General features: G+C 55.6%; 18 protein-coding genes and 1 tRNA gene. 14 read left to right on the top strand and 5 right to left on the bottom strand.

Annotated elements, in window-relative coordinates:
- The first annotated feature begins 35 nt into the window (after positions 1-35).
- Both U6G28_10300 and U6G28_10295 read left to right on the top strand, forming a co-directional pair.
- Entirely contained in the window at positions 36-3017 is a 2982-nt protein-coding gene (locus U6G28_10300) for a UPF0182 family protein (protein WRS31237.1), read from the top strand.
- Positions 3018-3082: 65 nt separating this feature from the next.
- Positions 3083-3159: transfer RNA gene (locus tag U6G28_10295), tRNA-Met, on the top strand.
- Positions 3160-3252: 93 nt separating this feature from the next.
- Here U6G28_10295 and U6G28_10290 read toward each other — a convergent pair.
- On the bottom strand, positions 3253-4011 hold the full coding sequence (locus tag U6G28_10290; GenBank protein ID WRS29890.1) for a TetR/AcrR family transcriptional regulator: 759 nt from the start codon (positions 4009-4011) through the stop codon (positions 3253-3255).
- 58 nt (positions 4012-4069) lie between these two features.
- Here U6G28_10290 and U6G28_10285 point away from each other — a divergent pair, with 58 nt between their 5' ends.
- The 3 genes from U6G28_10285 to U6G28_10275 all read left to right on the top strand — a co-directional run bounded on the left by U6G28_10285 (position 4070) and on the right by U6G28_10275 (position 6163).
- Positions 4070-4975 carry an ABC transporter ATP-binding protein gene (locus U6G28_10285; protein ID WRS29889.1) on the top strand — a complete coding sequence of 302 codons (906 nt, stop codon included), beginning with the start codon at positions 4070-4072 and terminating at the stop codon, positions 4973-4975.
- The gene (locus tag U6G28_10280) at positions 4972-5706 is read left to right on the top strand and encodes an ABC transporter permease (GenBank protein ID WRS29888.1); all 735 of its coding nucleotides are present in this window, start codon (positions 4972-4974) and stop codon (positions 5704-5706) included. Before U6G28_10285 ends, U6G28_10280 begins: the two co-directional genes overlap by 4 nt.
- 109 nt (positions 5707-5815) lie before the next feature.
- Positions 5816-6163 (top strand): helix-turn-helix transcriptional regulator, encoded by a 348-nt coding sequence (locus U6G28_10275; protein ID WRS29887.1) that lies wholly within the window; start codon positions 5816-5818, stop codon positions 6161-6163.
- Positions 6164-6169: 6 nt separating this feature from the next.
- Here U6G28_10275 and U6G28_10270 read toward each other — a convergent pair whose 3' ends face one another.
- Together U6G28_10270 and U6G28_10265 are read right to left on the bottom strand one after the other, a co-directional pair.
- Entirely contained in the window at positions 6170-6763 is a 594-nt protein-coding gene (locus tag U6G28_10270) for an ATP-dependent Clp protease proteolytic subunit (GenBank protein WRS29886.1), read from the bottom strand.
- Positions 6760-7413, bottom strand: coding sequence for an ATP-dependent Clp protease proteolytic subunit (locus U6G28_10265; protein WRS29885.1), 654 nt, complete (start codon positions 7411-7413; stop codon positions 6760-6762). Before U6G28_10265 ends, U6G28_10270 begins: the two co-directional genes overlap by 4 nt.
- 279 nt (positions 7414-7692) lie before the next feature.
- Here U6G28_10265 and U6G28_10260 point away from each other — a divergent pair, with 279 nt between their 5' ends.
- The 6 genes from U6G28_10260 (at position 7693) to U6G28_10235 (ending at position 18290) form a co-directional block, all read left to right on the top strand.
- Positions 7693-10263, top strand: coding sequence for a helix-turn-helix transcriptional regulator (locus U6G28_10260; protein WRS29884.1), 2571 nt, complete (start codon positions 7693-7695; stop codon positions 10261-10263).
- 106 nt (positions 10264-10369) lie between these two features.
- Positions 10370-11794 carry an APC family permease gene (locus U6G28_10255; GenBank protein ID WRS29883.1) on the top strand — a complete coding sequence of 475 codons (1425 nt, stop codon included), beginning with the start codon at positions 10370-10372 and terminating at the stop codon, positions 11792-11794.
- An 18-nt stretch (positions 11795-11812) separates the two neighbouring features.
- Complete coding sequence (locus U6G28_10250) at positions 11813-13207, top strand: C45 family peptidase (GenBank protein ID WRS29882.1); 1395 nt, start codon at positions 11813-11815, stop codon at positions 13205-13207.
- Positions 13208-13209: 2 nt separating this feature from the next.
- Positions 13210-14568 carry a C45 family peptidase gene (locus U6G28_10245; GenBank protein ID WRS29881.1) on the top strand — a complete coding sequence of 453 codons (1359 nt, stop codon included), beginning with the start codon at positions 13210-13212 and terminating at the stop codon, positions 14566-14568.
- 91 nt (positions 14569-14659) lie between these two features.
- The gene (locus tag U6G28_10240; protein WRS29880.1) at positions 14660-16003 is read left to right on the top strand and encodes a C1 family peptidase; all 1344 of its coding nucleotides are present in this window, start codon (positions 14660-14662) and stop codon (positions 16001-16003) included.
- Between the two features lie 103 nt (positions 16004-16106).
- Positions 16107-18290: an APC family permease gene (locus tag U6G28_10235; protein ID WRS29879.1), complete on the top strand. Its 2184-nt coding sequence runs from the start codon at positions 16107-16109 to the stop codon at positions 18288-18290.
- Between the two features lie 108 nt (positions 18291-18398).
- Here U6G28_10235 and U6G28_10230 read toward each other — a convergent pair whose 3' ends face one another.
- Both U6G28_10230 and U6G28_10225 read right to left on the bottom strand, forming a co-directional pair.
- Positions 18399-19118: a TetR/AcrR family transcriptional regulator gene (locus U6G28_10230; GenBank protein ID WRS29878.1), complete on the bottom strand. Its 720-nt coding sequence runs from the start codon at positions 19116-19118 to the stop codon at positions 18399-18401.
- A gap of 184 nt (positions 19119-19302) precedes the next feature.
- Positions 19303-20328, bottom strand: a complete 1026-nt coding sequence (locus tag U6G28_10225; protein WRS29877.1) for a LacI family DNA-binding transcriptional regulator — start codon at positions 20326-20328, stop codon at positions 19303-19305.
- A 255-nt stretch (positions 20329-20583) separates the two neighbouring features.
- On the opposite strand from U6G28_10225, the gene U6G28_10220 reads away from it, so the two are divergent.
- The 3 genes from U6G28_10220 to U6G28_10210 are packed head-to-tail and all read left to right on the top strand — an operon-like array spanning position 20584 to position 26487.
- Positions 20584-23589: a glycoside hydrolase family 2 TIM barrel-domain containing protein gene (locus U6G28_10220; protein ID WRS29876.1), complete on the top strand. Its 3006-nt coding sequence runs from the start codon at positions 20584-20586 to the stop codon at positions 23587-23589.
- 31 nt (positions 23590-23620) lie between these two features.
- Complete coding sequence (locus U6G28_10215; GenBank protein ID WRS29875.1) at positions 23621-24895, top strand: galactokinase family protein; 1275 nt, start codon at positions 23621-23623, stop codon at positions 24893-24895.
- Between the two features lie 47 nt (positions 24896-24942).
- On the top strand, positions 24943-26487 hold the full coding sequence (locus U6G28_10210; GenBank protein ID WRS31236.1) for a UDP-glucose--hexose-1-phosphate uridylyltransferase: 1545 nt from the start codon (positions 24943-24945) through the stop codon (positions 26485-26487).
- Positions 26488-26517: the final 30 nt, after the last annotated feature.

The raw sequence follows: 26517 nt of genomic DNA, 5'->3' as shown, positions 1-26517 counted from the left end.
GAGCCTCGAACCCGCCAGGTGGTGCGGGACGGTCGATACTGAAGAACCCGTGGTTCTGGACGCTGTCGATAATCGCAGCGCTGGTGCTCGTCGTTGTGATCGCCTCAAAGGTGTGGACTGAGGTTCTTTGGTTTGACCAGCTTGGAGCTTCACGAGTTCTTTGGACCCGCTGGGGTGCTATGGGGCTGTTGTTTGTGCTGGCCTTCCTGGTCCAGTTCGCGGTAGTCGTTGCCTGTGTGTACTGGGCTTACAGGGGTCGACCCAGTTCGGCTCGTGGTGCTAACGCAGCCAATATGCGTGAGTATCAGCGGGTGGTGGAGCCATTTAGAAAGTTTGTGTTCTGGGGCCTTCCCGCGATCATTGCAGCGATGACTGCTGGCAGCGTTGCCAGCAATTGGCAAACCTTCCTGGTTTGGATGAATCGAGCGCCTTTTGGGGAAGTGGATCCTCAGTTCGGGCTGGACATATCGTTCTATGTCTTCACCCTGCCACTACTTGAGATCATCGCTGGATTTCTTCTATCGACTCTGATCATTTCTCTGCTTGCAGTTGTTGGTGTCAACTACCTTTACGGCGGACTAAGCTTTGCCCCGAGGTTCTCAAGCACTGCAAAAGCACGTCGGCAGGTCGGTATCCTCGCTGCTCTTCTCTCGCTCGTCGTCGCACTTCGATACTGGCTCGGCATCTACTCGCTTCTGCTGAAAGACAGCGAACCCGCTGATGGGGCGATGTACACCGACGTTCATGCGACGCTTCCCGCGCAGGTCATCCTGGCGGTTATCTCGTTGCTCGTGGCCGTACTGTTCCTCGTCGCTGCGTTCCGGGGGACCTGGAAACTTCCTGCCGTTGGGGTGGGAGTAACGGTTGTTTCTGCGTTGATCATTGGAGGCGCGTATCCCGCTCTTGTGCAGCAGTTCAAAGTAACCCCGAACGAACGAAATCTGGAGAGCGCATACATTCAGCGCAACATCGATGCCACACTTTCGGCGTACGGCTTAGACGACGTCGAGTATCAGACCTATTCGGCCAAGACTGAAGCGGCTCCCGGTCAACTACGTCAAGACTCTCAGTCGACATCGCAAATTCGCCTGCTCGATCCGGGCATCGTTTCGCCGACGTTCCGCCAGTTACAGCAGTCGCGCCCCTACTACACGTTCGCGAATGAGTTGTCGGTTGACCGATACACCATTGACGACGAGCGTCGAGATACGGTCATTGCAGTTCGCGACATCAACCTTGACGGTCTGCAGGCCCAGCAACAGACTTGGGTGAATGAGCGGACTGTCTTCACTCATGGATTCGGTGTTGTAGCTGCATTCGGTAACACCGTTCAGTCTGATGGCACCCCTGCTTTCTGGGAGCAGTCGATCCCGTCACAGGGTGATCTCGGTGACTATGAGCCACGTGTCTACTTCTCTCCCAGATCCCCGGAGTACTCGATTGTTGGAGCTCCCGAGGGATCGGAGCCACAAGAACTGGATTATCCAGATGAAAACGCCGCTTCGGGCCAGGTGATGACCACTTTCACCGGTGACGGAGGTCCGAATGTTGGCAATCCCTGGAACAAGCTCCTGTATGCGGTGAAGTTTGGTTCGACGGACATCCTGTTCTCAAGTCAGACCAACTCGGAATCGCAGATTCTCTATAATCGCGATCCTCTTCAACGTGCCTCGAAGGTCGCACCGTTCTTGACGCTTGACAAGAACGCTTACCCGGCAGTTGTGGACGATGACGATGATCCGTCGACGCCAAAGCGTTTGGTGTGGATCATTGACGCATACACGACAACTGACAAGTTCCCGTATTCGGAACACCAGTCGCTACTTGAAGCAACCACGGATTCGCGTACGGCCGAGACCGGGATCTTTGATGCGGGCAACGTAAATTACATGCGTAACTCAGTAAAGATCACGGTTGATGCATATGACGGCTCTGTAAAGCTTTATGCATGGGAGCCCGATGAGCCCATACTGCAGGCATGGTCGGGCGTCTATCCAGGAATGATCTCTGACATTTCTGAGATTTCCGGCGACTTGATGTCGCACCTGCGATACCCACAGGACATGTTCAAGGTCCAGCGAAAGCTTCTTGAGACCTATCACGTCACGGAGGCATCTGAGTTCTACACCGGTGGTAACCGCTGGCGTTTGTCAGAAGATCCCACGGTTTCTGCAAATGATGCCGCGGCCTCAGCTTCGCAGAAGTTGCAACCGCCGTACTACTTGACAATGCAAATGCCGACTCAGGACAGCGCCGAGTTTTCGCTGACGTCCGTGTACGTTCCTGCCGGTGCAGGTGAGACACGACGCGCTGCAATGGCAGGCTTTTTGGCGGTTGATTCAGAGACCGGAAACGAGACGGGGAAGGTTCGTGAAGACTACGGAAAACTGCGCATGATAGCGCTTCCGTCCTCAACCACGGTTCCCGGACCCGGACAGGTACAGAATAACTTCAACACTGACCAGACCGTCGCTCAGCAACTGAATCTGCTGAACCAGCAGGGATCAAAGGTACGCCACGGTAACCTACTGACGCTACCTGTCGGCGGGGGACTGCTATATGTGCAGCCTGTTTATGTTGAGTCGACCTCGTCCACCTCGTATCCGGTTCTGCGTTACGTCCTGACGGCATTCGGTGACCAGGTCGGGTTTGGTCGGACTCTGGCCGAGGCTCTGGACCAAACCTTCGGTGGGGACTCGCAGGCGACTCTGGGAGACGAGACTGTGCCGGACGAGGTTACTGGTGGTGCAGGAGCGGAGCAGACTCAAGAAGAGAAAATAAACGCTCTCCTTCTTGAGGCAAGAGATGCGATGGTTGCTTCTAATCAGGCAATGACCGATGGCGACTGGACTGCATATGGCAAGGCGCAGGACAAGCTTGCGCAGGCATTGGATGAGCTGGTGAGCTTGCAAAGCCTAGAGGCTCCTGAGTCGGATGCTGCGGCTGACGCGAATTCAGGTGATGTAAACCTTGGGGAGCTAGGCGAAGACGCTCAGGAGGCAACTGACTCCAAGTAATGAGAAACCCCACTGGCTGCTCACTTGAGCTAACAACCCGCGGTGAGTAGAGTTGTTTGAGCCGACGCGGGGTGGAGCAGTTCGGTAGCTCGCCGGGCTCATAACCCGGAGGTCGTTGGTTCAAATCCAGCCCCCGCTACCAAGTAGTAGCGAGCGAGAAGGTCCCTGATCTGGAGTAATCCAAGGATCAGGGACCTTCTCGCTTCCCGTGAGCCGGTTTCGCTCATTCTGTCAGTTAGTCCGCCTCGTTTGCGGGTTCATTTGGCTCGTAGGACAGCGCGCGTGAGAGGATGCGTTGCACTGCGGCTCCGTCGACCATCTCTGGAGTGAGAGCTGCGTAAAGTGTTCCCATGTTGACGATGGTCGCTAAAGTCAGCGCAGCATCGGGTCCAACACCGGGTAGTTCTTCCGCGAGGAACTGATCGATTTGATCCCGAGCTCGCACTTGACCGCGAATTATCGCTTCGCGATGTTCGGGATGTCGGAAAGCGTAGATGAGGATTTCCAAAGACAGTGCGGCTTCCCGTCGTTCCTCCGCATCGGAGACCGATCGATCAATCAGTTCTGCCAAGCGACCGTCCTTGAACGCGTACACGACCTCTTTCGTTCCGTCATCTAGGCCACCCTCTGAGCACTGACTCTCGGCCAAAGCGACCATTAGGTCATCTTTGCTCGGGAAATGTGCGTAGATGGCTCCCTTGGTGCGGCCTGCTCTTTTGGCGATTTCGTCGAGACTTGCCGCATCAAAACCCTTTTCGGAAAAGACGATGGCGGCGGCCTGAAGGATATCGTCGCGCGTGCTTGATGGTTTTCCCTCAGATGGAGTCACCTTCCTGGCTGCGTCCTCAACCGCGTCGGCGGCTGACTGAAGTGCATCGGACATCTGTCGGGAAACATCACGTCCCAGACCAACGGTTGCGGCCTTCGTTAAGTCTGCGGTCGCTGATGCAAGAGCCTTAATAGCCTCGGACAAACTTGTCTGGTTCTCAGTCATGATGGCACGATACCAGCCGGTTTGAACATACTGTTAAGTATATGAAATACTGCTCGGTATGTACCAACCAGTTTTAAACGTATTAGACCTCGAAAAGACCTACTCTGGGCGTCACGGCTCGAAGGCAAACGACGGCATATCGATTCGTGTTGGATCGGGGGAGGTCGTAGGACTCCTCGGACACAACGGCGCGGGGAAAACAACGCTCGTCAACCAGATCGTGGGCATCCTAAAGCCCGATGGTGGGGTGATAGAGGTGAGTGGTCACGATGTCATCTCTAAGCCACAGATTGCGCGCCGACTCGTTTCCGTGCAAGCGCAGGCAAATGTTCCGATCACCGGGCTATCGCCTCGCAAAGCCATCGAGTTGGTAGGGAGAATCCGCGGCCTGTCAAAACAAGATGCTTCAACGCGAGCCGTCGAGCTATTGACCGCGCTAGAAATGGAGCAGTGGGCAGATAAGCCCGCACAGGCAATCTCTGGTGGCGTTGCACGCCTGACTGCGTTTGGGATGGCAACGGCGGCGCCGGGTGAGCTCGTGATCCTCGATGAACCAACTAACGATGTCGATCCGGTTCGCAGAAAGCTTCTGTGGGCAGAGATTCGCAGACTCGCAGACTCTGGTGTCGGGGTGCTTTTGGTGACTCACAATGTTGCTGAAGCCGAGCATGTTGTCGATTCCCTCGTGATTCTTGATCACGGCAAGGTGATAGCTCAAGGAACCCCCGCGGAGCTCTCCGCTTCTACAAGAGGAGAACTGTCTTTGACCATTAGCGGTTTGCGTACTGAGCCAGACGAACAGATGAATATCGTATCTCGCAACGAGTCGGGGATCGTGGTGCGGGTAAGAGACTGCGATGCCCCAGCAGCGATCGCGTGGGCGAGTGATCACGCGGAACGCTTCTCTCTTGCGCCGACCACGTTGGAGGACATTTACATTTCACTGGTAAAGGAAGCGGCATGAACACATTGCGACAAACTGGACTGCTCATTCAGTGGCAACTTCGCCGTGGAGCTAGCAGTCTTCCATTGATGATCCTGGTTCAGACGCTACTTGCCGTGGGTACCATAATCGGGTTCGGATTCCTCATCGGCGATCTTGACCCCGTGGCGGCGCTGTTCCTGGCGACGGGCGCTCCGACGGTCACCTTGGTCATGGTTGGCCTGGTAATGACTCCGCAGATGGTGGCCGAGGAGAAGCGTGAGGGAAGTATCGACTGGAAACATACCCTTCCGGTGCCCCGGATATTGTTCCTTGCCGCAGATCTGGTGATGTGGACTGTGATCGCATTGCCGGGGCTGGTACTGGCGATTCTGGTCGCGCTATGGCGTTACGATATTGAGCTTTCGCCCAGTCCCTGGCTACTGGCCGGAGTCATTGTCGTCTCGCTCACTGCAGCGAGCTTTGGGTATGCAGTTGCGACCCTTTTTCCTCCGGTGGTCGCCATGCTGGTCAGTCAGCTTTTGGTATTTGTAATTCTTTTGTTCACTCCGATCTCCTTCCCCCCTGAACGCATGCCCGGTTGGTTACAGAGTCTTCACCAGTGGTTGCCCTTCGAGCCGATGGGCGACGTTATTCGAAGCGGCTTGGCGAGCAGCGCTTATCAGGTATCCACGACATCAATCGTGGTGCTGACTATGTGGTGCGTTCTCTCCGTTGTGGGAGCAGGACTGGTTCTAGTACGTCGCAGATGATCATCGTTGCCGCGTGATCGGCGTTGGGAGTTACGCTCTCGGTTCTGTCTCTGCTAGCAGCAGAGACAGAACGGGCACGAATCTGCCCCGGTTACGATGAGGTATGGCTGTGAACACTAGGAAGCAGAACAAGATAACTTCAGAGGAGGGCACCTCCGTGAGCTATGGTCATCCTCTATGGCGTCACCTAATGGGAGATGAACTCAGGCGCCTGCGCCGCGAACGTGGGGAAACGCTCGACCAGACGGCCAAAAGAGCCAAGGTGTCCCCGCAGTATCTGTCTGAGATAGAGCGCGGTGTCAAGGACCCGTCGAGCGAAATGATCGAAGCCGTTGCCGGGGCACTGGACGTAACCTCGATCGACTTGGCACGATCGGTCGTTGAACGGTACCCGACCGCGCAATCAACGGGTGCTCTGGCCGCTGTATGTCGAGTTTCGTTTACTCTTGCAGCCTAAGATCTGTCATCGCTGGGTTATTACCTGATCGAGTAGCCCATAATCCTTTGCCTCCTGCGCGGTAAACACCCGATCGTGATCGGTATCAGCGCGTAGTTGTTCGGCCGTTTGTCCACTGTGATATGCCAGCACGGTCTCCAGTTCCGAGCGGAGTCGCACCGCCTCGTCGGCCTGAAGAATAAGGTCGGGTATGGTTCCTCGTCTTCCCTGGTTGCTGGGTTGATGGAGTACGACGCGAGTGTGGGGTAGTGCCGAGCGTTTGCCACTCGTTCCGGAGGCGAGAAGGATCGCTCCTACACCGATTGCCTGTCCAACACAGGTAGTGGCCACGCTCGCTTTTACATACTGCATGGTGTCGTAGATTGCCAGCATCGCGCTTGGGTCGCCGCCCTCGCAATTGATGTAGAAATTGATGTCAAAGTCGGTGCTGGATGACTCAAGGTAGAGCAGTTGGGCAATGATCGCATTCGCGACGCCCACGTCAATAGGTGTGCCGAGATAGATGATTCTCTCGGTGAGTAGATGTGAGTAGACGTCCATGATCCGCTCGCCTCGCGGACTCTGAGAAATCACATTGGGAATTGTGTAGCTTTGACTCATTTTGGCTCCTTGATATCAGCAGAACTCGCGTCCAGAGACCGTGAGGTAAACCCTGATGTTTTGTCACTTGTCCGGGGCAGGAGTTCTTCGAAGCTTTGTACGATGGTGTCAATGAACCCATAGTCGAGGGCTTCTTCTGCGGAGTACCAGTGATCGTGGAGAGAATCCTCGAAAACCTTTTCAATCGGCTGGCCCGTATCCTCGCTCGTCAGCTTGAGTAGCGTGTCACGCGTATACCTTAGGTCGCCGGCCTGCAGTTCCACGTCGACTGTCGAACCACCAATGCCTGCAGAGCCTTGATGCATGAGGATCCTGGCATTTGGCAATGCTCGCCGTTTTCCTCTTGTACCGGCCGTTAGCAAGAACTGTCCGGCCGAATAGGCGATCCCTAGTGCCAGAGTTGAGACCTCGTTTGGAATCAAATGAATCAGATCGCGAATTGCGACCATGGCGGGGACGGAGCCACCGGGGGAGTGAATCCACAGCGCGATCTCGGAACGCGGATCGGTAGTCGCTAGCGAGAATAACTGCGTTGCCAGGAGCATGCCGTTATCGTCTGTTAACTCGCCATCAAGTACTAGAACCCGCTGATCGTATAGTTCACGTCTGAACGACTCGGTGAAAACTGGAGGTTTAGATGCATCACTCATGAACCCATCATCACGTTCCGACTGAACGGAAACCGCCTTATCTGCTGTCAGCCTCGCGGCCGACAGCAGGGTTACCTATCGCGCTGATGACCGATATTTCATTTCTCTTGCCGGACACCGTCCTCAAATAAACTCGTCGCGTGCTACAAACAAGTAGTGGTACTCGCCATTTCCCTTGGAGTGACCAAGATTTGGGCCGTCTCGTCTCTGGCTGCGCGAACATTATCGGCGCTGCTAAAGGGGCAAGAATGTTCCTCGACGGTATGGTGAGTCCTGAGGGTGCGTGACGAGAGCGAGGTCCTGCGCATGGGCGATGACGGATTCCATGCTCGGTCGAACCAGATAGTTCAGCCGCACTGGTGGCAACCAAGTCAGATCCCAGTTACCTCTTCAAAACTTCTTTATCGTTCGCGCTTTGAGAGCCTGTGGGCTGATCTTCCGCAACTCCTTGTACTTGCTGCGCTTCCAGGTTGGGGGAAACGGACCTGGAAAGAGCAGTCTGCCGACTATCTGTCCAGGACCAGGCCCGACCTAAAGCTGCATTGGGCTCGCGGAATCCAGGATCTCGGATCGATTCTGGATGGCGTTCGCGGCGGTGCTGGCGACGTAATCTGCTTTCTAGACGGACGCGACGCAGGAGCCGATGACTCCTTTTGGGGGGAACTGGCCGTGGTGCTGGCCGCGCGCCCCTGGGTGCGGTGCATCGTGGGAACGTATGGATATCCTCCGTTGGACCGGGGCTCGTTGGCCGAACTCTCTGAGCCAGAAGAGAGCGAAGCAAAGTCAATCCTGGCAGATGCTTTGGTGATGAACGAGGGAGAACTCAGCTTCAACGCGGAGGAACTCTCGGCGCTTCGCCAATTGCTCGGAGATGACGGGATGCTGAATGATCTTCTTCTGGACGGTAAACGCGAGAAGGGCTGCCCCTATCTCGTAGGCCAGCACATCGAACGCATGACGGCTCCCGGCCACGTGGGAACATGGGTGGCGACGGATCCGCGGATCGAGCTCCGGCTCCTAGGTCTGCTAGATGGGGCTGTCAAACAGACCAGGCTTTCAGAATACCCAATTGGGAAGGCGCTGCGAGAAGCGCGGCGGTTCCGAGCCGTTTCGGCAGATCTTCTTGCCGGCGATGACATGTCGCACGAACTGGCGACCTCGATGGTCACTCGTTTTTCTAGTATTCCGCTGTTCGACCGGGATTCCGACGACGAACTGCGGGTTGAACAATGGGGTTGGCGCGGTGATGTGTGGCGAGCCATTGCCGAGGGTGAACCAAGTGCGTCCAAGGCGGCTCGACTTGGGAGTGGTCTGGCTGATGTCCGCAGAAGTGGACGGATCGCAGCACAACTGATTTACCTTCTGGAGACGGGGAGCGTGGTCCAAGCCGAGGAACTGGTGAGAAGAAACTTCCGCTGGTTCCTTATGTTCTGCGACCAGTGGGCAACGCGGTGCCTGGAAGAAGCTTCCGTCGACCCGGCGCGGGCACCGGCACTGACTCTTTTGCAGACAGAACTCCGACTCAGAAGCCACGGATTTGATCCGGAACTGCGGGCCGAAGCAGATGCCGCATTCCAGAGGCTTCGCGGTTGGCAGGCGACCAGTACCTACGAGGAAATCGAACGAGGAGGCCTGTTATCTTACGGCGCTACCTTGGCCGGTCATCGCGGGGAAGCCTCACGCTACGTGAGGCACGTAATCGAGTTGGTCGACACAGCGAAGAGTGCCCGTAAGCCGATAGACGATGCTGCCCGAATTCGTTCCGTCGGTGCCTGTTATTTGGCTTACTGGTCAGCGCTTCAGGCAGATCTGCACGATGAGGCCCTCGAACTGGCCGAGGCGATCGTCAGGTACAGTGACCCAAAGGATCGGCTGTACTTCTACGAGCACGTGAGCCTGGTAACCGAGCAAGACCTGCACGGTCTTCGATCAATGTCGCCTACCGGAGAGCGACCTTCTACTGATTCTCATTCCCAAGCACAACCGTTAGTCGATCTTGAAGAGGGCGCAGATGGCGAAGCTTTCGGATTTCTACGCCCCATTATTGCGCACGATAGCGGCGTCTCGAGATCCGCACTTGACGCGCTGATTCTAGTTGGTTGGGCAGTAGCCTCGCCAGACGAACTAAGCGCCAGCGAGATCGAGATGAAGCTCTCTCGCAGTTCCAGGTCTTGGGATGACGGCAGGCCCAGTAGCTTTCTTGTCTTGGCTGCAGTCATCGCATTCGCCAGTATCGGCGCCGGCGATAAGGCAAGGGCTTGGGTTGATTCCCTCTCCACCTACGACGATGTATTCGCCAAGTTAGCGCGTATGACCCTGGCACAGTGGGAGGGCGACGCGGATGCCGCCTACGCGACTTTTGAATCGATCGATTGGCCCATCCCGCCCAGACTTGCTGTTTACGCATGGACGATCACAGCCGCATCACAGGCTCTGCGCGGCGATCAAGAAAGGTCAGTTCTCTCACTGAAGACAGTATGGCGTCAGTATCCGGCGCCACGGCTCTTTAGATTTGCTCTTCGTTTTGTTCCTCAGGCTGCATTTGATGCACTGAGGGCACTTTCGGACCAGATTCCACAGATGCTTTCTCAGGTGTTTGAGGACTCCATCGAGGACAAGCGCGCAATTCGCTGGGTCGAAGACCCCAGGCTCACTCCGAGTGAGCGAGAAATTCTGGAAATGCTCTCCCTTGGACGGACAAATCGCCAGATTGCCGAGGCCAGGTTTGTCACTGTCGGAACTGTGCGATCGCAGCTAAAAACCCTCTATCGAAAACTGGGCGCTTCTGACCGCCTAGACGCCCTTGAAATCGTCGAACGTTTCCGCCTTTTAGACCGAGGGGGGAAATGAGAGGGTGAAGTAACCCCGGCTGACGATTCAAGGGGAAGGGCTGACCTACGCTCTGAGCATCAGATACCCCAATCGGGGAATGCACAGGCGCTAGGAGGCGACATAAGTGGACGCCAGTAGTAGTAAGGGCAAGACCTTAGGGATGATCCCACTCATCGCATTCGCGGTGGGAACGATGGTCGGCGGCGGTGTTTTTGCTCTTTCCGGCATGGTTGTGCAAGAAGCCGGTCCCGGCGCAATCATTTCTTACATTCTCGCCGGTCTCGTGATGCTTCTTTCCGCGCTGTGCTTCGCTGCGGTCGCCTCGCGAGCTAAGCCAGGCGAATCAGGATACGCCCCGATCGCAACCGAGTTGTCTCCGATGTGGCGTTTCATGGCGATGTGGGCCTTCTACATTTGCGGCGTCACCGGTATCGCATATGTCTTGATGTCGTTTGCAAACTACCTAATGACCTTCTTCCCGGACCTAAAGGGACAGTCGATCTGGTTTGCGCTGGGCGCTGCCGTGCTTCTCGCACTGCTCAACTTTGGTCCTGCCGCACTGGTTGGTAAGGCTGAAACCGCGATGGTTGCGTTCAAGCTTGCCGTACTTTTGCTGCTGGTCGTCTTTGGGTTTATTCACTTTGCTCCGGCAGAACTTAGCAACATGATCCCGCACGGGTCGTCCTCTATCTGGTCGACTACGGCGCTATTGTTCACCGCCTATACCGGATTCAATGTGATCACGAACATGTCAGGGTCTGTGAAGAATCCGCAGAAGACTGTGCCAAAAGCGATCATTACCTCGTTAGGCGTTGTTGCAGTCGTTTACATTGGCGTTGCCATTGCTTTGGTCATGTCGAAGCAGACCGGCGCCGATGGCTTTGCCGAACACGGACTTACGATCGCAGCAAAGGCCCTGGTGGGGGACTGGGGCGCCTACCTGGTCGCAATTGCTGCGTGTGTCTCAACACTTTCGGGAGCCAATGCCAACATGCTTGGAAACTCCGATCTTCTAGTGCATATGTCCGGCAACGGCGACCTGCCATCAAAACTGGGACGACTAAGCAAGGCGGGTAATCCGATCTCATCTGTTGCCATGACCGCAGTGATTACCCTTGTTCTTCTGCTAATCGGGGTCCTTCCCGATATCGGGAAGGAAGCTCTAAAGATAATCGTCGTGTTCTGTAACGTGGCGGCGATTGCGGCAATGGTGATAGTGGATGTTACCGCACTGAAGATGGGACTGAAGAAGTGGGCCACTCCCGGAATGAAACTCCCTCTCGGACCGACTATCCCAATCCTCGCAATTGTGACGGCGCTGATTCAGATTCCGTCTCTCGGATGGTGGCAGGTCCTGGTTGGTGCGGCAATGGTGGCGGTTGGATTCCCGATCTGGGCGCGTCGAAAAGCATATGACATCGTCTATCAGCAGGACATCAAGGACCACATCGCAAGGGGAGACACCCCGTTGATGAGGTTTTTCCTCGGTGATCCTGGGCGGCAGAACTGCGCCGTTTCACCCCCGGCGACCCCGGGTACAACGAAGTAGGGAAGTGGGTAATCAGCGATGGCAAGACTTACTGGCGAACAAGAGCAGTGGCTCCAAGAGGCAAGTAGATCAGGAATAAACGGCTGGATTTATCTGCGAGTCAAGGGCGAGCCGTTCGCGCGAGGGTTCCAACATGGCTACCTGGTCGCAGACGAATGGGCCGAAGCTCTGCGGGTAACGCGAGCAATGACGTATCAGAACTACGGTCTGACATACGACTTTTTCCAAGAGCACGCCATCGAACTCCACAAGGATAAAATCCCAGAGGAAATCGCCGACGAAATGAAGGGCATTGCTGCCGGACTGACGGCGGCCGGAGTGCCTGCGACCTACGATGACATCATTGGCTGGAATGCGTATACGGAACTCACGGGCTACTGGTATCCAACCGTCGCATCGAAGTACGCAAAGTCCGGCCCAAAGTCGCCGAAGGACTCTCACTGCTCGGCATTTGTTGCCACGGGATCTGCGACCGTTGACGGCAAACTCGTCATCGCGCACACCAGCTTCGATGATTTCTGGAACGGCCAATCATTCAACCTACTGCTTGACCTGACCCCAACCGAGGGATCGAGGATGGTTATGCAGTCGGTTCCCGGGTATGTCGGATCGTTTACCGACTTCTGGGTGACCTCTGCCGGTCTGGTCGTGACTGAAACGACGATCGGTGCCTTCCAGGGCTATGATGCTTCGCGCTCGCCCGAGTACGTGCGCTCAAGGTTGGCGACGCAGTACGCAAAGACCATTAGCGAATGGGTGGACACCCTGAATCGGGATAACAACGGCGGGTATGCGAACTCGTGGTTGATCGGGGATGCGAACACTGGCGAGATCGCCAGGTACGAGGAGGGGTTGATCTATCAAAACTTAGTCACCACTCGTAACGGGTCTTACTTCGGAGATAACGCCCCAGGCGATCCGAGAATCATGCACCTTGAATGTGGAAACTATGGCTATGACGACGTTCGATGGCCTACGGGAGCTCGACGGGTCCGATGGATGAACCTCCTTGATCAGCACCACGGCCACATCGACGCCGAAGTCGGGAAGGCCATGATTGCTGACACCTACGATGTCTACCTTGGTTTCAACAACCCTTCAATGCGGACTATCTGCTCGCACTACGACGCTGATCCGCTCCACTTCCTCTCGTCTCACGGAGTTCCGTTCAATCCGTTCGGATCGGTGGACGCCAAACTCGCTACCGCAACCGACGTATTGAACATGAGTATGTGGGGCCGTTTCGGACGTGCCGACGGAACGGTCTTTGATGCGGATGAGCATCTGCGCCAGCATCCGCAGTTCAACTGGCAACAGGGGTACCTGAAGTCCCGTCCTTCCCAGCCCTGGACGTATTTCAACAACGGTGTGACCGAAACAGAACTGACTGGACCACTGGAAGATAGGAACTGACAATGGCTGAACTAACGTCTGACCAGCAGGCGATTGTCGATCGTGCTTCTCTTGAAGAGAAGGACGGCTGGTATCACGTCAAGACCTACGGCGACCCGTACTCGCTTGGGTTTCAGCACGGCTACCTGCTGGCAGAGCAGTACGCGAAAGCGCTGAGAACCTATACCTACATGACACTCCAGTGCTTTGGAATGGACTACTCATTCTTCGTTGAGTCCGCGGCCAAGATGCACAGGGACAAGATTCCCGAGTACCTGATGAAGGAACTGGAAGGCATGGCAGATGGTTTCACTGCCGCGGGCACCGAAACCTCCGTCGATGATCTCATCGGTTGGAACGCTTGGATGGAGCTTACTGACTACTGGTGGCCTACCGTGGCCGCACAGTACTCGAAGAACCCCCCGCAGGGCCCTCGCGGTTCGCACTGCTCGGGCATTGTCGCCACTGGCTCGGCGACCACCAATGGGAAAGTCGTGATTGCGCACGAGAGCTTTGACGAGTTCTGGTCTGGTCAATACTTCAATATTGCCGCGCATATTCACCCTGACGAGGGCCACGCGTTCACAATGCAGACTGTCGCAGGCTATCTCGCGTCAATGACTGATTTCTATGTCAATTCAGCTGGACTTGGTATCACCGAGACGACACTGGCGGGCTTTCGCGGATACGACGAAAAGCGAGTGCCCGAGTACGTTCGTGCCCGGAATGCCGTTCAGTTTTCAGGTTCCATCGATGAGTGGGTCGCTACGCTAAACAAGGACAATAACGGCGGTTACGCGAACGCCTGGCTTGTCGCCGACGCCAATACAGGGGAGATAGCCAGGTACGAGGAAGGACTGATCTACCAGTCCCTCGAACGCACCTTTGATGGGTCATTCTTTGGCTGCAACGCGACCTTCGATCCGCGAATCCGCAATCTTGAGTGTGCGGATGTTGGTTTCAATGATCCTCGTCAGCAGACCGGGGCAAGACGTCAGCGACTCATGCAACTGCTCGACCAGTATCACGGGAAAATTGATACCGACGTCGCAAAGAAGATTCTTGCCGACAAGTACGACCCATATTTGGGGTATGAGAATCCGAGTTCACGCGGTGTCTGCTCGTATTACGACGTTGATCCCATGTACTACGCCGATGATCCAAATGCGGTGTGGAATGTCCCGTTCTACCCGGCGGGTTCCGTCGACGGGAAAGCCGCGGACGCAGATGACATTCTGGGCGTAAGGATCTGGGGTCGGTACGGACGGGCCGATGGCGGTGAATTCGACGCAGACAAGTTCCTGCGCGAACACCCTCTTTGGGCATGGCAGGAAGGATATCTGGAATCGAGACCGTCCCAGCCCTGGACCGTTCTCGATTAACAAAGGACTCCGTGGGCGCCCACTCTCTTGGCCGGGATCGGGCACCCACGGAACCACCACACCTAACAAATACAAGTGAAGGAGTAGCTCAATGGAGCTTACCAAAGATGCCCTTAAGAAAATGAGGGATGAATACGCGAAAGCGGAGACGCAGCATGTGGCGCAGCGTGCCACGATGAAAAACGGAATCTTGGATTCGTGTGAGAACGCCGACGTGGTCGCAAGGGATCAGTACGTTTTCTCAATTGACGTCGATTCTGAGGCTGTTGCCAATCAGAACCAGTCCGGGCGCTGTTGGATGTACGCCTGTCTAAACACTTTGCGTTGGCATATAGAAAAAGATCTTAACTTGACCCACGGATCCTTCGAACTGTCGCAGAACTACACGTTCTTCTACGACAAGCTTGAGAAGTCGAACTTCTTTCATCAGCAGATTATCGACTCCGCCGATGCTCCGCTGTCAGACCGGAGAGTTACGTTCCTTCTGAACACCCCTCAACAGGACGGAGGGGACTTCGACATCATCGCCGCGATCGTGAAGAAATACGGCGTGATTCCGAAGAAGTGGATGGACGAGACCCACGCTAGTATCAACTCGTCCGAACTCGACACTATCCTCAACAAGAAGCTTCGTCAGGACGCACTAGAGCTAAGAACAATGGTGCAGAAGGAGGCTTCGGAGGCGGAACTTGACTCGGTTCGCGAAAGAATGCTGAACGAGGTTTACAGGATACTCTCGGTGGCCCTTGGAACTCCTCCGGAGACCATTGATTTTGAGTACAGGGACAAGGACGACAAGTACCATTCAGACTTTGGCCTAACTCCACTGGAGTTTCTGGCCAAGTACGTTCCGATCAATCTTGATGACTACGTCGGGGTTATCAATGTTCCGATCGAGTCCATGCCCTACAACCGGGTATTTGGTATCGAGATGTCCAATGAGATCATCCAGGGTCGACCCAACCGCTATCTGAATGTCAGCATGGACGATCTGAAAGCGGTCGCTCTCAAGCAACTTCAGGCCGGTGAACCAATTTGGTTCGGTTGTGACGTAATGCAGCACACCGACATTCATAACGGAGTTATGGACATGGACCTGTTCAGCTTCGATGAACTTTTCGGTGTCGAGTTCACCATGGATAAGGCGCAGCGTTACCTGATGCGCGACTCACTACCCACTCACGCCATGACGATCGCCGGAGTTGACATCGTTGACGGGAAGCCCCGTAGGTGGAAGGTAGAGAACTCGTGGGGTGCTGACGTTCACGGGCAGAAGGTCGGTGACAACGGGTACTACGTCATGAGCGACGAATGGTTCGACAACTTTGTCTATGAGGTTGCCGTTCGTAAGGATCTGCTTCCCGAAGAGCTACAGAAGGTCTTTGGAACAGATCCCATCATCCTGCCCTACTGGAGCAGCTTCGATCCGCTATAGGCACGGACCAGCACTGGTTCGGCAATAGCAGCCGGTGGGTGGGCTAGAGTTCCCATCAAGTGCCCACCCACCCGTCTTCTTCGCCACGCGAAAGGCAATGAAAATGAGTTCTCAAACGAGCTCCCCGACCAGCGCCAAAGCTGGAGCCGTGGGCGCAAAACCAACTGGCGGCGGCTCAGGATATATAACGACGCTCGCCCTGGTGATGATGAATGTGACCATCGTCGCCGGAATCGGCAACGATGTTCAGCAGGCGTTTTATGGCCTGTCTTCTGTCACGCTTTTCACCATCGGTGCAATTGTGTTCTTTCTTCCGACTGGTCTGGTTGCCGCCGAATTGGCATCCGGCTGGTCCCAGCGAGGCGGTATCTTTCGTTGGGTTGGCGAGGGGATGGGTAAGGGTTGGGCGTTCACCTGTCTGTTGATCCTTTGGTTTCAAACAACTTTCAACTTTGGTTCTGGCATCCCTAGCGCCTCGGCGACGATCAAGTTCTACACCTCCGACTTTGAGGGTGCGGTGAAGTTTGCCGAGAACCCCTCGCACGAACTGCTTATCATGTGCGGCTGGTTGGTCTATTACTGGGCAATCTGCTGGGTTGCGACCAAGGGCGTAAAGGTTTTTGCTGGCGTTGCGAAGTACGGTGTTCTTTTAGGAACGTTCCTGCCGCTCGCAGTAATGACCATTCTTGCGGTCGTTTGGCTGATGCAGGGCAATAAACCGAACATCGACTTCACTCCGTCGGGACTGGTGCCACCCGTCAAGAACTTTACTTCGCTCGCGTTGGCGGCAGGCGTTTTGTTCTCATTTGCGGGCATCGATATGAACGCTGCGCACATTAAGCAGTTGAAGAACCCCCGCAAGCAGTTCCCAATCGCAATGTTTATCGCCATGATCCTGTCACTGGTCATTTTCATTGTTGGAACACTGATCATCGCGATGGTGATTCCCAATAAGGACATCAACGTCCTGTACACGTTGTTTGCCACCTATCGGGCACTGGGCGAGACCATCGGCATGCCCTGGCTGTATATGGTGTTTGTGTACCTCGGCCTTGGCGCCGGAATGGCAAACCTGATCACGAACCTCGCCGGCCCCTCCTTTATGTTGGGTCAGGCTGGTCGAAGTGGTTTCCTCCCGAAGGTTCTGCAGAACAATAACAAGCACGGCATGCCTTCGCGCCTGATGTACCTGCAGATGGCAGGTATGACCCTGATCGCTTTCGTTGTCTTCCTCCTTCCGAACGTAGAGGGATTCGTGATCCTGGTAACTCAGGCGGTCACGATCCTGTACATGGTCTACTACGTCCTCATGTTCGTTTCGTTCCTGCGACTTCGGTATGAGCAACCGAACCGTCCTCGGACTTTCGTAGTACCCGGTGGGATGATCGGTGCCTGGATCGTTGCAGGGATTGGGTTGGCAGCGTCGGTGTTTGGTATTGTCTTGGCTTTGTATCCTCCAGAACAGGTCAAGAAGGAGGTCGGATCCGGTACCACTTACGTGACGATTATTCTGGTGATTATCGCGGTGGTTTTGGCGCTCTGTATCTGGATCTACCAGGAGTCCAAGAAACACGATTGGGTCGATCCAAAGAATACCTTCGCTCCTTTCACATGGGAGCTTGAGGGACTCAAGAAGCCTCAGAAGGTTCTGTCGAACGTACCAAGTGAAATGATGGCCGAGGGCCAGAACCCCATGGGTCTACCCGTCAAGCGTCTCTACTCGCCGAATGACCGAATCATGCTGCCGCCGGAGTATGACGACATCAAGAAACACAGAGGAGAACCGACGCCAGAAGAGTTGGCGGCAGCAAAGGTGCAAGGGGCCGCCTCGGCAGGCACAACTTCCGTTGCTACGGCAGTAGCGAGCCAGGTTGCCACAGCTGTAGACACCGAACAGGTGAAGCCGACCCGGGCAAGCAGGCCGAGGCATGTTCCTGTTCCTCAGGCATCCGCAGAAGCAGTTGCTTCTACGGTGCTCCCCGCGGATCTGGATGCGGCTTCCCAAGCGGCAGCGCAGCAGGCACAACAGACTGCGGCTCAGGCCAAGAAGCTTGAGGTTGCGGCGCAGGCACTCGCCGATGAAGCCAAGGCAGATGCACAACTAGCGGAGGCCGAACGCAAGGCTAAAGCGGCCACGGCCGCCGCCGAACAGGCGGTGGAAGCAACCCACGGCGATGCGGGTTCGGCCACCCCTCAGACACCTGGTGGGAGTTCGACCGATAGCGATGACGGACCGAGTAAGCCGGACTCGTCTAATCAGGGAGGGACACAGACCGCAGACAGCTAAGGAGTCGTTCTCCGGCTGTCGCAAATGACGGGGCGGGTGGTGCAGGTGACGGGAAACCTGCGCCACCCGCCCTCATTGCACCCCAACAAGTTTCTGATCAGGGTTTAGTTATCTGATTCTCCAGCGATCTTCGATCATCTGAATGACCAAATGAGCCTCGCTGACGATGTCCGTATCCAGCGCTTTCAACGACTTTTCGTCTCCGCTCTCCAGGTCCGTGACATGGGCGAGGTACTGCAACTGAAGGCCATCTGAAACCGCGGCCAGAATACGAGCAATTTGCATAGAAGGAGCGGCAGGGTCGACTGTGCCCCGTTTCTTGCCCTGTTCAAGTACCTCGCAAAACGTGTTGAGAAATACGGATAGGTGAGTGGTGAACCACTCGTGCGCAGGATGGTCAGGATTGGTAACACTGGAACCAAGCGTTACGTACAACGAGGTGCCCGCCACATTACGGAAGTTCTCTTCCAGGACATGCTCCCAAGACCTGAGAGCCTCCCAGGCATCTACTTCTAGGCCGGAAGGTAGCGTCTGGCGGTCAACGGGAAGACCGAGAGTCTCGGTGATCGTCAGAGTCGAACGTCTGTCACGTTCTTCTAGGACCGCGGCAAACAATGCTTCCTTAGACGGGTAGTGGTGCAGCAAGCCTGCTTTTGACAGGTCGGAGGCTCTAGCAATGTCCTCGAGCGAAGCACCGTCGTAACCGACTCGCGAAAACAGATTGAGTGCTTCTTCGAGGATACGAGCTGACTTGTCCTCACTTCCGGCCTTGGGACGGCCAGGTCCTCGGCGGCTTCTTCCGCTGGCGCTGGACTCGGTTTTTCCCATCACCTAACCCTGATCTCTCCGACATCATCCGACGACCACAGAATAGTTGCTCGCCGTCTGATCTGACGAACGTGTAATCCGCCCGCGTACTCCTCTGGGCATCCACATTTCTTAGTGGTTTTGATTGGTCTATGAGTACGATCACTACCGAAGCCCGCACCCGCTGGAGCAACAAATCGTCTTGCTAGAGCCGGCTTGGATTTGGCGGTGCTGTGGAGTCACGGATCACCATCGTAACGGGCTTCACGAACGGCATAAGGTCTGGAGCTTCTCCGAGCTCGATCTCGTTTATTAGTCGTCCGAGTGCTACCTCCGCGATGTAGCGGAAGTCTTGATGAATCGTGGTCAGAGGTGGGATGGAGAACTCAGATATTTCTGTGCCGTCAAACCCAGCAATCGAAATGTCTTCGGGGACACGTAGCCCTGCGTCCTGAAGAGCCCTGACAACGCCGAATGCCATCTCATCGTTCGCGCAGAACACGGCGGTGACTTTGTCATCCTTCGCGATCATTGTTCCGGCATGGTAGCCCGACTCGACCGTCCAGTCGCCCTGCCAGATGCCCCCAACTTCCAGCCCATGTTCCTCCATGGACTTTGTGAACTGGTCACGCCTAACGACGGCCGAATCTGAGTCTGAAGCGCCCATAACGTGGTGTATGTTTTTGTGCCCCATCCCAGCCAGATAGCGGACTATTTCGGCTGTTCCTTCGGGAGAGTCGCCTATTACGGTGGGGTAAACACCCGCAAGACGCGAATCGAGCGAGACAACGGGCAAGTGTGGCGGAAGCTTGATCCGGTCAACTGAAGCTCGACCGATTCTCACCATTATCAATCCGTCAATAGGCAGCACCCATAGTCGACTCAAGGCTTCATCTAGAGCATCGGTATCCGGCTGACCGATCTGCACCACGGTTACCGTGTACCCGTGCCGTGCGGCCTCATCCACGATTCCGGCCGTGGTGAGTGATTCGCCAGTTCGCTCAAGCTGTTGGGTAACGACTCCGACAGCCTTGTACGCTCCCTTACGAAGTGCTCTAGCCGCTTGATTTGGGGCATATCCCAACTGCTCCATCGCGGCTCGTACCTTCGCTTCTGTCTTCGGTGTGACGAGATTTGAGCCGGTTGAAACGCGAGATGCAGTCTGAGGTGAAACGCCAGCTAGACGTGCAACGTCACCCAGGGAAGCACTCTTCCTTTGCCGTGCATTCATGATCCCTCCAAAATCCCGAGACGCTCTATTGTTACAGAACCGCAATAGTCTATGAGTGATGCCAGGCTGCCATCAGACCTACCCTTGGACTGTTGGTGATAACGTTATCAATGGTGACGAGTAGAAGAATGAGGCTGATTCGTACACGTCAGTCGCGGCTAAGAGTCACATAGGACACTTCAAAGTGCTGACGGTATCTCGGTACCTTGTTCTTCAAAAGAGTTTCGCTAACGGAGTTATGGGAGCTGTTAAGTAATGTTCGACCCCGCTGTCTTGTCCGACCCCGAATTTGTTTCCGAAGGTCGGCTGCCCGCCCATTCCGACCACCGCTGGTTCGCTGATACCAAAGAGTCCCAAAGGGATGTAAGCAGCTATGAGCAATCACTGGATGGTCTTTGGAAGTTCCAGTATGCGAAGAACCCGAACAGTGCGCCGGCGGGGTTTGAATCACTTGAGTTTGATACCTCTGAATGGGACGACATACGGGTTCCCGCCCATATCCAGATGGAGGGATACGATCGTCCGCAGTATGCGAATACTCAGTATCCGTGGGATGGGAATGAGGAGATTGCGCCCCCGAATGCTCCGATGAAGTTTAATCCGACGGCTTGCTACGTCAAGGATTTCGTCCTCGAACGCGAACTGGAGGAAGGGGAGCGTGTTACCGTCACCTTTAATGGTGCTGAGAGCGCGCTTGTCGTGTGGCTCAATGGGCACTACGTCGGATATGCGGAGGACACCTTCACACCTTCCGAGTTCGATCTAACTCCCTATCTGGTCGATGGGGAGAACAAACTGGCTGCCGAGGTCGTCAAGTGGTGCTCGGGCTCATGGCTTGAGGACCAGGACTTCTATCGTTTCTCTGGTTTGTTCCGTAGCGTCGTCCTGCGTACCTATCCAAAGGTGCACGCACGTGACGTAAAGGTCGGCGTCGACCTTCCTTCCGATCTGAAGAATGCGGTAGTTCGTGTTGAGGTTGAGCTACAAGGTGAGGGATCTGCGACTGTCTCGCTAGACGGTGTAGGCGAGTTTAGCCAGGATGGACAGGGGTTGTTTACCGCCCACATTCCTGATCCGCGCCTGTGGAGTTCCGAGGACCCGTACCTGTACGAGGGATGGGTCAAGGTCCTCGACACGGCAGGGGTCGCCACTGAGTACATTCCCATTCGCGTCGGGGTGCGTCGTTTCGGAATCGAGGACGGCCTACTGAAGATTAACGGTGAGCGCATCGTCTTCTTTGGAGTTAACAGGCACGACTTTGGCCTCGATGGGCGTGTGATGACCCGGGAACAGACCGAGGCCGACCTAATCGCGCTAAAGCGAGCGGGACTAAACGCGATTCGCACCAGTCACTATCCGAACAACTCATTCTTGTACGAGCTAGCGGACGAGTATGGTTTCTACGTCATCGACGAAATGAATCTGGAGAGCCACGGACTGTGGGATCTGATCCGCTACGCGGACTTCCCTGATGAGGCGGCAGTTCCCGGCAATGATCCGGTCTGGTTGCCATTATTACTGGATCGTGCCGCAAGCATGTACCAGCGCGACAAGAACCACCCCAGTATCGTGATCTGGTCCTGTGGAAATGAGTCGTACGGTGGAACAGACATTCTTGAGGTCTCAAACTACTTCCGCAGCGTCGATTCCCGTCCAGTTCACTACGAGGGAATCACCTGGGATCCACGCTATCCCGACACCACGGACGTATACAGCCAGATGTACACTCCGGCCGCCAAGATTGAGGAGTTCCTGGAGGAAAACCTCGACAAGCCCTTCATCCTCTGCGAGTACGCGCACGCCATGGGCAACTCGCTCGGTTCGGTGGATCGCTACATTGAGCTCGCATATCGCGAGCCGAGGTTCCAGGGAGGATTTATCTGGGACTTCGCTGACCAGGCGATCCTGATGAAGGATCGGTACGGAAACGAATACTTCGGTTATGGTGGGGACAACGGCGAGGCCCCGCACGACAGTGACTTCAGTGGGAACGGCATCTTCTTCGCTGACCACACGCCGAAACCCTTCATGCAAGAGGTCAAGTATCTCTACCAGGGTATCCGTGGAGAGGTGGAGGATAAGGGATTCAGCGTCACGAATCGCTATAACTTCACGAATACTTCCGCATTTGAGTGCGTGGTGACTCTGTGCGAGGAAGACGAGGTTCTAGAGGCCGGTATCGTCAATACTGACGTCGCCCCGGGTGAGACCAAGAAGTACCCGTTCCCCTTCGAAGTTCCCACAGAAGCAGGGGAGTACGTCGTCGACGTCTCCTTCCAACTTCGGGAGCCAACCTCATACGCTGAAGCGGCGTACGAGGTCGCGAGTGAGCAGGGAGTTATCAAGGTTGACACTGCCGCTTCGGCCATCGCGCGACGAGAACCTCAGGTAGTTCAGGGAATCCACAATATTGGGGTTCACGGGCCGAATTTCTCGGCGTTGTTTTCCCGTCTACAGGGCGGCCTTAGCTCTTACAAGTACGGCGTCACGTCTGATCGGGGAGGCGAGCTCTTGAAAGCCGTTCCCACGGCGAACTTCTGGCATGCGCCCACGTCGAATGAACGCGGATGGAAATCCTCGTTCGAGGATGGACAGTGGTTGCTTGCTTCTCGCTATGCGAAGGTGGATCAATCGGCTGACAGCCCCAGATTTGAGATGCGTGATGGTTTGGCGGTAGTCACATACACATACGATCTTCCAACCATTCCACCGAGTCAGTGCGAGATTGAGTATGCGGTTGACGGTGAGGGACGCATTGAGGTCACTGAAACTCTCCGAGCAGACGAATCACTTCCGGAGCTTCCCGAGTTCGGAATGATCTTCAAGACGGATGCTGATCTTTCTGTACTGACCTGGTACGGCGATGGCCCGCAAGAAACATACTCTGATCGTCAAGGTGGCGGCCGTCTGGGTGTCTACCAGCAATCGGTGGATGATCAACTCGCAGAGTATTTACGCCCGCAGGAGTCAGGAAACCATACCGAGGTCCGTTGGGCAGAGGTCACCGATGAGAAAGGCCATGGTCTACGGTTTGAAGCGGAAGTGCCCATGGAGTTCTCCGCGTTGCCGTGGAGTCCATTCGAGATCGAAAATGCGTCGCACCACAACGAGCTTCCACCGATCTTGAACACTTTCATCCGTCCCGCCCTGGTTCGCCGGGGTGTTGCTGGTGATGATTCATGGGGCGCCAGGCCACATGAAGAGTTCCGAATCCCTGCAGGGGAACTACAGTTCAAGTTCGCCTTCCAGGGAATCAAGTAGCAGATAACGGCCCATACGCTTAGGAACAAGAATGACCAAGACGCTTGCTGCGCGCCTAGATGGCGGTGACCTGGACGGAAGACTTGCACAGATCTATGTAACTGATAGAGCCGTTGCGCAAGCCAGGATTAAGCTCGGTTCGCTACTGGATGAGTTCACGTCCGATCACCCGGAGCTTACTCCGTCCCTCTACACCGCGGCCGGACGCACCGAGATGGGCGGAAACCATACCGATCATCAGCACGGGCGAGTGCTGGCGGCCTCGGTTGACATGGAGACTGTTGCGGTTGCCGCACCAAACGGAACTCGGATTATTCGGGTAACTTCTACGCAGTATCCCGAGGACGTCGTTGACCTAGACGACTTGGAGCCGAAACCTGAGGAAGAGGGAAAATCAATTGCCTTGGTCCGCGGTATCGCCAGGAATCTCGTCGATCGGGGATACTCGCTTGAGGGCGCAACGATTCTCACTTTGTCGGGGGTTCCGGGTGGATCGGGCCTCTCATCCTCGGCCGCATTCGAGGTTCTCATTGGAAATGTCCTGTCGCATCTCTTCTGCAACGATGAACTCAGTCCGGTTGAGATCGCGAAGATTGGCAAATATGCGGAGAACGTCTATTTCGGCAAGCCAAGTGGGTTGATGGATCAGATGGCTTGTTCCATCGGAGGAATCATCGGCATCGACTTCGCTGATCCGAACGAACCGGCAATCACCGAGGTCCACTTTGACCTGGCGAGTTCCGGATACGTTATGTGCATCGTTGATTCGGGCGCCGATCACGCCGATCTGACTGAAGACTACGCAGATATCACCAGAGAGATGCGTGCGGTCGCCAGGTACTTCAAGAAGGAGTACCTGCGGGACGTGAACCCGGAGGAGTTTTGGGAAAATCTTTCCGGGGTGCGTGAGTCTATTGGCGATCGCGCGGCAGCTCGAGCCGCCCATTTCTTTGGAGATAATGCTCGGGTAGGCGAGCAGGTTGCTGCCCTCTCGGAGGGGCGTTTCGATGACTTCCTGAAGTACGTCGAAGAGTCAGGACGGTCCTCGGGCCTCTATCTGCAAAACCTCAGGAGCGAGGCATCTGCCGACCAGTCTGTTGTCCTGACAAGTGCACTAGCTGACCAGTTGTTAGGTGGAAGCGGCGCGGTTCGCGTTCACGGAGGGGGATTCGCGGGCACTGTCCAGGCATACGTCCCCGCCGAGGACGCTGAGACATTCAAGTCGCGTATTGAGGCTGTTCTGGGCCGCGGAAGCTGTTCCGTGGTGACGGTACGACCTGTCGGTGGTGCCTTCATCGCCGAGTAGGGCCTGGTAATCGATAGCTAAAGAACGAGGAAACGACTGTGGCTGAAATGAGTCCGCAAGTCTCGAAGCTGGTCGACTATGCGATTCAGCGAGGACTGATCGAAGAAGAGGATCGTATCTGGGCGCAGAACCAAGTGCTGGAGGTACTCCATATCGACTCCTTCACCAGGCCCGAGAGAACGGATACCCAAAAGGTCGGTGATCAGGAGCTACCGGAGATCTTGGACGCGCTACTCGACGATGCAACGCATCGGGGTCTCATCGAAGCGAATTCTGTGGTCTTCCGAGACCTGCTCGATACGGCAATAATGGGACGCCTGACGCCTCCGCCGCGTGAGGTAAGAGTTCAGTTCGCAGCGCTACGGGACTCCGATCCTGCCTCTGCGACGAACTGGCTGTACCAGTTGAGTCAGGACACCAACTACATTCGCCGAGACCGAATGGCCCGCGATCTACGCTGGGTAGCCGCAACGAAGTATGGCGATTTGGACATAACGATTAACATGGCAAAGCCGGAGAAGGACCCTCGCGCGATCGCGGCGGCGCGGGACCTTCCCGCCGGTGACTATCCGCAATGTCTGCTCTGTGCTGAGAACGAGGGCTATGCGGGGCGTGCCAACCACCCGGCACGGCAAAATCATCGAGTCGCTCCCGTAACCATCAACGGCGCACCCTGGTTCATCCAATACTCGCCCTACGTCTACTACAACGAACACTGCATCGTCTTCAACCGGGAACACACACCGATGAAGATTGATCGGGCTGCCTTCGGTAAACTATTGGACTTCGTTGACCAGTTTCCGGAGTACTTTGTGGGGTCGAATGCTGACCTTCCGATAGTTGGTGGCTCAATCCTCGCTCATGATCACTTCCAGGGCGGCCGTTTTGAGTTCGCTATGGAGAGGGCACCCATCGCCGTCCCGGTCTCGTTTTCCGGGTTCCCCGAGGTGCGTGCGGGCATCGTGGAGTGGCCGATGTCGGTATTACGACTTACCTCTTCCTCGCCCGAAGATCTGGTCACGCTAGCAGATCGGATCCTTACAAAGTGGCGAGATTACTCCGACGAGGATTCTTTTGTTTTCGCCGAGACGGATGGTGAACCCCATAATACGATCACTCCGATCGCAAGACGGAGGGGGAGAGACTTTGAGCTGGATTTGGTGCTGAGAAATAACATCACTACCGAAGAGCACCCAATGGGCGTTTTTCACCCGCATCAGGAACTCCACCATCTCAAGAAAGAAAACATCGGACTTATCGAGGTTATGGGACTCGCGGTTCTTCCCTCACGTTTGGCGGAGGAACTCCGGGAGACCTCGAGAGCGCTGGTCTCAGGTGAAGATCTTCGGAAAAGTGAGCTTACGGAAAAGCACGCCGAGTGGGCGGAGAGCTTTGCAGAAGAAGTTCGGGACGCTGCATTAGCGGACCCCAAGAATGCTAATGGGATCGCCCAGGGGATTGTTGAGCAAAAGGTCGGTGAAGCCTTTGCCACCGTTCTTGAGCACGCCGGAGTTTACAAGCAAACAGATGAGGGTAAAAACGCCTTTCTACGGTTTGTCGCCTCGGTAAACGCGGAAGACTGGCTCAACTGAGGAATCGGACCCACGGGAGTCTGCGCTCCC

Source organism: Actinomycetaceae bacterium MB13-C1-2, assembly GCA_035621235.1.
GTDB lineage: Bacteria > Actinomycetota > Actinomycetes > Actinomycetales > Actinomycetaceae > Scrofimicrobium.
The sequence above is the reverse complement of the archived record's forward strand: the minus strand, read 5'-3'. Positions and strand labels throughout refer to the sequence as shown.